Genomic DNA, 9,003 nt, shown 5'->3' on the forward strand with positions numbered 1-9,003 from the left:
GCGTGGGGGCGTCGGGGGCGGCGCCCTGGTTGCGGACGGCTTCGATGGCGGCCTTGGCGGCGGCCGGGTCGAGGTAGTCGCCGCCGCGCTTGAGGGGGGCGAAGTCGTCGTCCAGCTCGTAGACGAGGGGGATGCCGGTGGGGATGTTCAGGCCGACGATCTGCTCGTCGGAGACGTCGTCCAGGTGCTTGACGAGGCCGCGGAGGGAGTTGCCGTGCGCGGCGACGAGGACGGTCTTGCCGGCGGCCAGGTCGGGGACGATCGCGTCGTACCAGTAGGGGAGCATGCGGTCGACGACGTCGGCGAGGCATTCGGTCCGGGGGATGAGCTCGGACGGGAGTTCGGCGTAGCGGAGGTCGTTGACCTGGGAGAGGGGGTCGTCGTCCTTGATGGGCGGCGGCGGGGTGTCGTAGGAACGGCGCCAGGTCATGAATTGCTGCTCGCCGAATTCCTCGCGGGTCTGGGCCTTGTTCTTGCCCTGGAGGGCGCCGTAGTGGCGCTCGTTGAGGCGCCAGGAACGGCGGACGGGGATCCAGAGAAGATCGGCGACGTCCAAGGCGATGTTGGCGGTGCGGATGGCGCGCTTCAGCAGGGAGGTGTGCACCACGTCGGGGGTGATGTCGGCGTCGAGCAGCAGGTCGCCGCCCTTGGTCGCCTCGCTCTCGCCCTTCGCGGACAGGTCGACGTCCACCCATCCGGTGAACAGTCCTTCCGCGTTCCAGACGCTTTCGCCGTGCCGGAGCAATACCAGGGTCGCCATGGGACCAGAGCCTAGCGGCGTCAGGTGGATTCGCGGTTGGCCGGGTCGGCGAAGGAGGCGAAGGCCTGGAGGTTGGCGAGGCTCTCGCCGCGCTTGACGCGCCAGTCCCATTCGCGCTGGATGGACGATTTGAACCCGCGTTCCAGCGCCTTGTCGAAGTTCTCGTCGGAGTAGGTGAGGACGCAGCCGAGAAGGCGGTCGATCTCGTCGGGGGAGATGGACGCGAGGGCGAACCTGCCGACCAGGTGGACGTCGCCGACGTCGTCCAGCGCGAACGCGACCCCGTACATGCGGCCGTTCTTCTCCAGGAGGAAGCGGTAGAAGTCGGCGTGGTTCTCGTCGGGACGGCGGCAGAAGAACGCCTCGACGTGCAGGCTGTGCTCGCCGACGATGAGCCAGGTCATGGTGGCGAGCTTGTGCTGCCCGGGGAGCTTGACGAAGAACGCGTTCGGGCGGGGCTCGTCGAACTCCAGCTCGGCGGCCCGCAGGGTCTTCCTGATGACGTCGACCGGGTCTGCGGCGCTCATGCGGTGACCTCGGCGGCGGCCGGGACGGGCGCGGTGCGGATGTCCACGGCTCCGGTATACACGTCCAGCAGGTTGTCGACCGTGGCGTCCCAGCCGAAGGTGTGCGCGTGGCGGATGGCGCCGCGGGCGAGGCGGGCGTGCAGGCCGGGTGCGGCGTGCAGGCGGCGCAGGACGGCGGCGTAGTCGGCGGGGTCGTGGCCGGAGATCAGGACGCCGGACTCCCCGTCGGCGACGGCGGTGCGGAGGCCGCCCACGCGGGACGCGACGACCGGCGTTCCGCAGGCCTGCGACTCTACGGCGACGAGCCCGAACGATTCGCTGTGGGACGGGACGACGGTCACGTCGGCGGCGCGGTACCAGTCGGCGAGCTCGGCCTGCGGGCTCGGGGGCTCGAACCGCATGACGTCGGAGATGCCGAGGTCGGCGGCCAGGTTCTGCAGGCCCTCGGGACGGCAGAGCCCGGATCCGCTGGGCCCGCCGACGACGGCGACGACGAGCCTGCGGCGCAGGGCCGGGTCGTCCGCGAGCATGCGGGCGACGGCGCGCAGGAGGACGTCGGGGGCCTTGAGCGGCTGGATGCGGCCGACGAACAGCAGCACGTACGCGTCGCGGGGGAGTCCGAGGCGGTGGCGCGCCGGGCCGGTGGTGCGGTGCGGGAGGAGGCCGCCGGTGCCCCGGTCCAGGCCGGTGCCGAGCGCCGGGGCCGGTTCGGGGTGGAACAGCGACAGGTCCACGCCGGGGCTGACGGTCGCGACGCGCGACGGGTCGGCGTCGTACAGGTCCACGAGCTGGTGGGCCTCCTCGGCGGTGTTGGCGACGAGCTGGTCCGACGACGCCACGACCTGCTCCTCGCCCAGGACGCGCTCGGCCGGTTCGGGCTTGTCGCCGTCCGCGAGGGCCGCGTTCTTCACCTTCGCCATGGTGTGCATGGAGTGGACGAGCGGGACGCCCCACCGCTGCTTGGCCGCCCACCCGGCCTGACCCGAAAGCCAGTAGTGCGTGTGCAGGAGGTCGTAGTGTCCGGGCTCGTGGGCCGCCTCGGCGCGGAGGATGCCGGACGTGAAGGTGCACACATGCCGGGGCAGTTCGGTCTTGTCCAGCTCCTCGAACGGCCCGGCGATCACGTTGCGGACGAGCACGCCCGGAGCCAGCTCCACGACGGGCGGCATCGCGCGGCAGGTGGCGCGGGTGAAGATGTCCACCTCGACGCCCCTGGCGGCCAGGCGCTTGGCCACCTCGACGATGTAGACGTTCATGCCACCCGCGTCGCCCGTCCCGGGTTGGTCGAGGGGGGAAGTATGAACACTGACCGTCGCAACTCGGCTGATACGACGCGGCACCGGACACCACCTCCGGTAGTGCAACCTATCGACCGCGTTACCTGTTCCCCCAACATGGGTGACAATCGTGACTTCTCGCCACAGTGACGGACCTCACCGGCGACCGGCCCCGGCGCCCCCCGCCGCCCGCCCGGGACGCCGGAACCTGGAAGGCTGGGGACATGCGCAAGACCGCGGTAGTGACCGGAGCGAGCAGCGGGATCGGAGCGGCCACGGCCAGGCGCCTGGCGGCGGAGGGGTTCAGCGTCGTGCTCGCCGCGCGGCGCCGGGACCGCCTGGACGCCCTCGCCAAGGAGATCGCCGAGCAAGTGCCGGGCGCCGGGCCGTCGGGCGCCGGGAAGGTCATGCCCGTCACCCTGGACGTGACCTCGCAGGAATCGGTGGACGCGCTCGCGGAGGCCGTCAACGGCTGCAACGTGCTGGTCAACAACGCCGGCGGCGCGCTCGGCCTCGACACCGTGGCGACCGCCGACCTGGACGAATGGCGGGCGATGTACGAGAGCAACGTCCTCGGGCTCGTCCGGGTGACGCAGGCGCTGCTGCCCAAGCTGATCGAGAGCGGCGACGGCCATGTCGTCAACATCACCTCGCTGGCGGGGCACGTCCCGTACGAGGGCGGCGGCGGGTACAACGCGGCCAAGTTCGCCGCCTACGCGGTCAACGACGTGCTGCGGCTCGAACTGGTCGCCGAGCCCGTCCGCGTCACCGAGATCGCGCCGGGGCTGGTGAAGACGGAGGAGTTCTCGCTGGTCCGGTTCCACGGGGACGCGGAGAAGGCCGCCAAGCCGTACGAGGGCGTCCCGGAGCCCCTGGTGGCCGATGATGTCGCCGACTGCGTCGCGTGGGCCGTGACGCGTCCGCCGCATGTGAACATCGACCGGATCGACGTCCAGCCGCGCGTCCAGGCCGCGCCCCACAAGCTCCATCGCGAATAGTCACCGGGAGGCGGGCGCGACCGCCGTCCAGGGAAGGGTGATCTCACCGAGCCGCCACCGGTTCCTCCCGCCGTGGGGAGGACGGGTGAGGACGGGATGCGTCCGGGCGAGGAGGGCGACCGCCTCCACCCAGCGGGCGCGCGGGCCGAACGCGGAATGCGGGGCCACTGTCGCCCAGCAGCGGTCGAACGCGGTCAGCAGGGCGTGCACGGGCTCGCCCGGCACGTTCCGGTGGATCAGCGTCTTCGGCAGCCGTTCGGCCAGGTCGGACGGGCGTTCCAGGGTGGGCAGATGCGCCGCGAACGTGATCGTCTGCGGGCCGTCCCGGGTGAGCGTGGCCCAGACCGCGCGGCGGCCGATCTCGTCGCACGTCCCCTCGACGAGGACGCCGCCGGACGGGTCGAGGCGCGCGGCCAGCTCCTCCCAGGCGTGCCAGGCCGCCGCCTCCTCGTACTGCCGCAGCACGTTGAACGCCCTGATCAGGACGGGCGGCCGCGCGACCGGCAGCTCGAACCCGCCGCGCCGGAACGACAGCCCTTCGAGCGGGCCCTTCCGGGCGAGGAGGGCGGCCCCGGCGGCCACCCGGTCCGGGTCGATCTCGATGCCGACGACCTCCAGGCGCGGCGACACGGCGCGCAGCCGGGTGTAGAGCTCGACCGTCGTGACCGGGGACGCGCCGTACCCGAGGTCGACGGCCAGCGGGCGCGGGCCGGACCGCAGCGGGCCGCGCTGGGTGGCGGCGATCCAGCGGTCCACGCGGCGCAGCCGGTTGGGGGCGGTCGTGCCGCGGGTCACCTCCCCCCGCGGCCGCTGCATGGGGGGCACCGGCTAATTCTTCCGTGTCGCCCCCGATGCCCGGTACGCAGCCTTCCGTGCGGGTTCCTTGCCTGAACGACATTCTGTTCGGGCCTGTACGGCGAGCGGCGGGACGGTGGATCCTGGCGGAATGCCCGATATGCAGGCCCTCCTCGCCGACCTGGCCGCCGAGGGCGACTCCCTCGACGCCCTGGTCGCGCCGCTGCCCGCCGCGCGCTGGGCCGACGCGACCCCGGCCGAAGGCTGGACGATCGCGCACCAGATCGCCCACCTCGCCTGGACGGACGCGCAGGCCATCGTCGCCGCCACCGACCCCGCCGGGTTCGCGAGGCTCGTCGAGCAGGCCCTGGCCACCCCCGACGATCACGTCGAGGCCGGGGCCCGGGAGGGCGCGGGCGAGGACCCCGCCCGCCTCCTCGCCCGCTGGCGCGACGGACGGCACCGCATGGCCGACGCGCTCGCGACCGTTCCCTCCGGGCAGCGGCTCCCGTGGTTCGGGCCGCCGATGAGCGTGGCGTCGATGGCGACCGCGCGGCTCATGGAGACGTGGGCGCACGGCGAGGACATCGCCGACGCCCTCGGCGTACGGCGGACGCCCACGCGCCGCCTCCGGCACGTCGCGCACATCGGCGTCCGGGCGCGCGACTTCGCGTTCCGCAACCGCGGCCTGGAGCCCCCGGCCGACGCGTTCCACGTCGTCCTGGAGGGACCGGACGGCGACGAGTGGACGTGGGGCCCGGCGGACGCGGCGCAGTCCGTCACCGGCCCAGCGCTCGACTTCTGCCTGCTGGCGACGCAGCGGCGGCACCGCGACGACCTCGCGCTCACCGCCGCCGGGGCCGACGCCGACCGCTGGCTGGACGTGGCGCAGGCCTTCGCCGGACCGCCCGGCCCAGGGCGCGCCCCGGCGGACTCCTGAGTGTCGGGTCACGTTCAGGCGGCCCGATCGCGGACATGTCTCCGGCATGACGATTCTCATCGCCTACGACGGGTCCGGCGACGCGCGGGCCGCGATCGAGTACGCCGCCCGGCAGGTCAGGCCCGAGCCGGCCGTGGTCCTGACGGTGTGGGAGCCGCTGCTGATGCAGGTCGCCTGGGCGCCGCTGGCGGCGGCGACGCCGGTGATCACCGACCCGGAGTCCGGCGAGCAGTGGGAGGAGGAGCGGCAGGCCGAGCGGCTCGCCCAGCAGGGCGCCGACCTCGCGCTGTCCGGTGGGCTGGCGGACGTGACCACCCGCACCGAACGCGGCGGCGGACCGGTCTGGGCCACCATCGTGGACGTCGCCGACGAGCTGGACGCGTCCCTCGTCGTGACCGGGTCCCGCGGCCTCGGGGGAGCCCGCTCCATGATCCTGGGCAGCGTCTCGACCCGTGTTCTTCATCACGCCGGCCGCCCGGTCCTCGTCGTCCCGCCCCCGAAGGAGAAGGCCGAGGACTGACGGACATGCCGTCAGGCGTGCCGATGGGCGGACCGGCGGACGCGCGCCGTCAGGGCGTGCCGAGGGCGCGCTCGAAGGCGGCGTAGGCGTCCGGCGTGAAGAGGACGAACCGCGCGTCCGCCACCTTGGTCGGCGTCGAGCGGACCGTTTCGACGGCGATGCGGGCCGCGTCGTCCATGGGCCAGCCGTAGATGCCCGCCGACACCGCGGGGAAGGCGATCGACTCGACGCCCAGCTCGTCCGCCACCCGCAGCGACTCCCGGTAGCAGGAGGCGAGCTGGTCGGAGCGGTCGTCGGAGGCCGAGTAGACGGGGCCGACGGTGTGGATCACCCATTCCGCGGGAAGCCGCCCGGCGGTCGTCGCGACGGCCTGCCCGGTCGGGAGGCCGCCGCCGTACTGGGCCGCGCGCAGCTTGCGGCAGTCGTCCAGGATCTCCGGGCCGCCCTTGCGGTGGATCGCGCCGTCCACCCCGCCGCCGCCGAGGAGCGAGGAGTTGGCCGCGTTCACGACCGCGTCCACCTTCTGCTCCGTGATATCGCCCCGGACGAGAGTGATCTTCATGCCGCCGCTCCTCCGCTGTGGCCGAACCCGTCAGAAGAGAAGAATTCTCCCCCGGGCCGTGCGCGAAACGCGTTCGGTTGCTTCCCGGCGGTACGCTCATGGCTGACGGGACAACTGGGGCGGTGAGGCCCGTCCGATTCGTCCGGCCGATGCCGTGGGGGGCGCCCGAACGGGAGGCCGGGCGTGACCGCCAGAAGACGAACTGCCTATCCTGCCGTCGAGACGACCACAAAGGCGTGCAAGTCGTGGAGGTACCCCCTTGAAGATTCTCCTCGCCGGAGCGACCGGAGTCGTCGGTCGCCGGCTGATCCCGCTGCTCGTCCAGGCGGGCCACGAGGTCACAGGGACGACACGCCGACCCGAACGCGCCGATATGCTCCGCGACCTCGGCGCCAAGCCGGTCGTCGTGGACGTCCTCGACGCCGCCGCCGTGCACGAGGTCGTCGCCGCCGAACGTCCGGACGCGGTGATCCACCAGCTCACCGATCTCAGCGACGAAGACTTTGCGGCCAACTCGCATCTGCGTATTGAGGGCACCCGGAACCTGGTCGATGCCGCGAAGGCCGCGGGCGTCGAGACGATGATCGCGCAGAGCATCGCGTGGCTGTACGTCCCCGGCAGTGCCCCGGCCGTCGAGACCGACCCGCTGGACGCGTCGCTGCCGCCGTACGAGGGCGTCGCGGCGCTGGAGGCGGCGGTCGCCGAGATGCCGCGCGGCGTGGTGCTGCGCTACGGCGCCCTGTACGGGCCCGGCACCTGGTACGCGCCGGACGGTGCGATCGCCGAGCGGGTGCGCGCGGGCACGATGCGCCCGGCGCCGTCGTGGACGTCGTTCGTGCACGCCGACGACGCGGCGTCGGCCGCGCTCGCGGCGCTCGACTGGCCCGCCGGAGCCGTCAACGTCGTGGACGACGAGCCCGCGACCACGGCCGACTGGCTGCCGGTCTACAGCGCGGCGATCGGCGCGCCCGACCCGGGCAACGCCGGGAAGCACGCGGCCCCGATGGGCCGTCCGGTGTCGAACGCGAAGGCTCTGGACCTCGGCTGGAAGCCGCAGGTCGCGTCCTGGCGCACCGGCTTCTCCCAGAAGGGCGCCGGCCCGAACGGCTCCGCCCCGAAGCCGGAGGGCCAGGGCTCGGACGGCCCGCGGTCGGACGGTGCGGAGGCCGACGGCTCGCGCATGAACGGCACCGCCCGGACGCGCTGACCCGACGAACCGGATGCTTCAGGACGGAACGTGACAACCATCAACCGAACTGGAACGAGCGCTTCGCGAGCCCGAACCAGTAGCCGTCGATGACCGACCGCCGTTCCGACGCATCGCCGGTGTGACTTTCCACACCCGCGCCGAGCGCCGTGAAGAGCGGCGCGAAGTGCTCCGTCCGGGGGTGGGCGATGTCGGCCGCCGGGGCCTTGGCGCGGAAGTCGAGGAGGGCGTCGACGTCGCCGCCCTTCACGGCGTGGTCGGTCCACGCGTCGAACTCGGCCGACCAGGCGGGCGGCGCGGCGTCCGCTCCGCGCGGCATCTCGCGCAGGTTGTGCGTCGTGAACCCGCTTCCGATGATGAGGACGCCCTGGTCGCGTAGCGGTGCGAGGGCACGCCCGACCTCGAAGAGCCGCGCGGGCTCCAGCGTCGGCATCGACATCTGCAGGACGGGGACGTCGGCGTCCGGATACATCTCCACCAGCGGCACGTAGGCGCCGTGGTCGAGGCCGCGCGTCTCGTCGCGGTGCACGCCGGGAATGAGTTTGCCCACGTCATCGGCCAGTTCGGGGGCGCCGGGCGTGTCGTAGCGGACGCGGTAGTAGCGCTCCGGGAAGCCCCAGAAGTCGTACAGCAGCGGCGCCCGGCGGGTGGTGCCGATGCTCAGCGGCGCTTCCTCCCAGTGCGCCGACACGATCAGGATCGACGTCGGCTCCGGCAGTTCCGCCGCCCAGCGCGCGAGTTCCCCGGTCCAGACGGGGTCGTCGGCGAGGGGCGGGGCCCCGTGGCTGAGGTAGAGCACCGGCATCCTGGACATTCAGCCCCCCTTAATTCACATTTGAACTATAACCTACTATAGTTGAATGTTCAAGTCTTGAGGGTTCAATCATTTGGGTAGAGTGTCCGGTATGACGGATCCGCAGTGGCTCGACGCCGACGAGCAGGAGACCTGGCCCGCCTTCCTGTGGACGTCGCGCCTGCTCAACGAGGCCCTCGACCGCCAGCTCCAGCGCGACTCCGGCATGCCGCACACCTACTACATGATCTTGGCGATGCTGTCGGAGTCGCCGGGACGCGCCCGCACCATGACCGAGCTGGCCGAGATCGTCCACTCGTCGCCGAGCCGCCTCTCGCACGCCGTCAACCGGCTGGAGGAGGCGGGCTGGGTGCGGCGGACCAAGAAGGGCGCCGACCGCCGCACCACCGTCGCCGAGCTCACCGACGAGGGCCACGCCGTCCTCGTCAAGGCCGCTCCCGGCCATGTCGCCGAGGTCAGGCGCCACCTGTTCGACCCGCTGACCCGCGAGCAGATGCTGGAGTTCCGCGAGACGCTGCACGCCCTGCTCGCGTCCCTCGACCCGAACCAGGAGGCCCCCTGCGCCCGCGGCGAGGGCTGACCGTTGGGGCGGGGGTTGGCCGC

Annotated in this window: 11 protein-coding genes; 5 read left to right on the plus strand and 6 right to left on the minus strand. The window is 72.6% G+C overall.

Going from position 1 to position 9,003, the window contains the following annotated elements; genetic code table 11:
* The 3 genes from E1264_RS35455 to mshA all read right to left on the minus strand — a co-directional run.
* A partial coding sequence (locus tag E1264_RS35455; RefSeq protein WP_132180710.1) for a phosphoglyceromutase occupies positions 1–760 on the minus strand: 760 nt, incomplete at its 3' end.
* A gap of 20 nt (positions 761–780) precedes the next feature.
* Complete coding sequence (locus E1264_RS35460; protein ID WP_132180712.1) at positions 781–1,287, minus strand: YbjN domain-containing protein; 507 nt, start codon at positions 1,285–1,287, stop codon at positions 781–783.
* Complete coding sequence (mshA, locus tag E1264_RS35465; RefSeq protein ID WP_132180714.1) at positions 1,284–2,627, minus strand: D-inositol-3-phosphate glycosyltransferase; 1,344 nt, start codon at positions 2,625–2,627, stop codon at positions 1,284–1,286. The genes E1264_RS35460 and mshA overlap by 4 nt, the downstream gene beginning before the upstream one ends.
* A gap of 161 nt (positions 2,628–2,788) precedes the next feature.
* On the opposite strand from mshA, the gene E1264_RS35470 reads away from it, so the two are divergent.
* The gene (locus tag E1264_RS35470; protein WP_132180716.1) at positions 2,789–3,562 is read left to right on the plus strand and encodes an SDR family NAD(P)-dependent oxidoreductase; all 774 of its coding nucleotides are present in this window, start codon (positions 2,789–2,791) and stop codon (positions 3,560–3,562) included.
* Here E1264_RS35470 and E1264_RS35475 read toward each other — a convergent pair whose 3' ends face one another.
* Complete coding sequence (locus tag E1264_RS35475; RefSeq protein WP_132180718.1) at positions 3,563–4,378, minus strand: class I SAM-dependent methyltransferase; 816 nt, start codon at positions 4,376–4,378, stop codon at positions 3,563–3,565.
* Positions 4,379–4,508: 130 nt separating this feature from the next.
* Here E1264_RS35475 and E1264_RS35480 point away from each other — a divergent pair, with 130 nt between their 5' ends.
* Both E1264_RS35480 and E1264_RS35485 read left to right on the plus strand, forming a co-directional pair.
* Positions 4,509–5,297 carry a TIGR03084 family metal-binding protein gene (locus tag E1264_RS35480; protein WP_132180720.1) on the plus strand — a complete coding sequence of 263 codons (789 nt, stop codon included), beginning with the start codon at positions 4,509–4,511 and terminating at the stop codon, positions 5,295–5,297.
* Positions 5,298–5,343: 46 nt separating this feature from the next.
* Complete coding sequence (locus tag E1264_RS35485; RefSeq protein ID WP_132180722.1) at positions 5,344–5,817, plus strand: universal stress protein; 474 nt, start codon at positions 5,344–5,346, stop codon at positions 5,815–5,817.
* Positions 5,818–5,866: 49 nt separating this feature from the next.
* Here the strand turns inward: E1264_RS35485 and E1264_RS35490 are convergent, their stop codons facing one another.
* On the minus strand, positions 5,867–6,379 hold the full coding sequence (locus E1264_RS35490) for an O-acetyl-ADP-ribose deacetylase (protein ID WP_132180724.1): 513 nt from the start codon (positions 6,377–6,379) through the stop codon (positions 5,867–5,869).
* A 259-nt stretch (positions 6,380–6,638) separates the two neighbouring features.
* Between E1264_RS35490 and E1264_RS35495 the strand changes: the two genes are divergently transcribed.
* Complete coding sequence (locus E1264_RS35495) at positions 6,639–7,586, plus strand: NAD(P)-dependent oxidoreductase (protein WP_132180726.1); 948 nt, start codon at positions 6,639–6,641, stop codon at positions 7,584–7,586.
* A gap of 40 nt (positions 7,587–7,626) precedes the next feature.
* On the opposite strand, the gene E1264_RS35500 is transcribed toward E1264_RS35495, so the two are convergent.
* Positions 7,627–8,400, minus strand: coding sequence for a class III extradiol ring-cleavage dioxygenase (locus tag E1264_RS35500; RefSeq protein WP_132180728.1), 774 nt, complete (start codon positions 8,398–8,400; stop codon positions 7,627–7,629).
* Between the two features lie 91 nt (positions 8,401–8,491).
* Here E1264_RS35500 and E1264_RS35505 point away from each other — a divergent pair, with 91 nt between their 5' ends.
* Entirely contained in the window at positions 8,492–8,980 is a 489-nt protein-coding gene (locus E1264_RS35505) for a MarR family transcriptional regulator (protein ID WP_132180730.1), read from the plus strand.
* Positions 8,981–9,003 lie beyond the last annotated feature (23 nt).

The sequence above is a fragment of the Actinomadura sp. KC216 genome, from assembly GCF_004348535.1.
Lineage (GTDB): Bacteria > Actinomycetota > Actinomycetes > Streptosporangiales > Streptosporangiaceae > Spirillospora.

Excerpts from the sequence above, each read along its gene's own strand:
- E1264_RS35460 (WP_132180712.1), bottom strand. The coding sequence starts at position 1,287 with ATGAGCGCCGCAGACCCGGTCGACGTCATCAGGAAGACCCTGCGGGCC.
- E1264_RS35470 (WP_132180716.1), top strand. The coding sequence starts at position 2,789 with ATGCGCAAGACCGCGGTAGTGACCGGAGCGAGCAGCGGGATCGGAGCG.
- E1264_RS35475 (WP_132180718.1), bottom strand. The coding sequence starts at position 4,378 with ATGCAGCGGCCGCGGGGGGAGGTGACCCGCGGCACGACCGCCCCCAAC.
- E1264_RS35480 (WP_132180720.1), top strand. The coding sequence starts at position 4,509 with ATGCCCGATATGCAGGCCCTCCTCGCCGACCTGGCCGCCGAGGGCGAC.
- E1264_RS35485 (WP_132180722.1), top strand. The coding sequence starts at position 5,344 with ATGACGATTCTCATCGCCTACGACGGGTCCGGCGACGCGCGGGCCGCG.
- E1264_RS35490 (WP_132180724.1), bottom strand. The coding sequence starts at position 6,379 with ATGAAGATCACTCTCGTCCGGGGCGATATCACGGAGCAGAAGGTGGAC.
- E1264_RS35500 (WP_132180728.1), bottom strand. The coding sequence starts at position 8,400 with ATGTCCAGGATGCCGGTGCTCTACCTCAGCCACGGGGCCCCGCCCCTC.
- E1264_RS35505 (WP_132180730.1), top strand. The coding sequence starts at position 8,492 with ATGACGGATCCGCAGTGGCTCGACGCCGACGAGCAGGAGACCTGGCCC.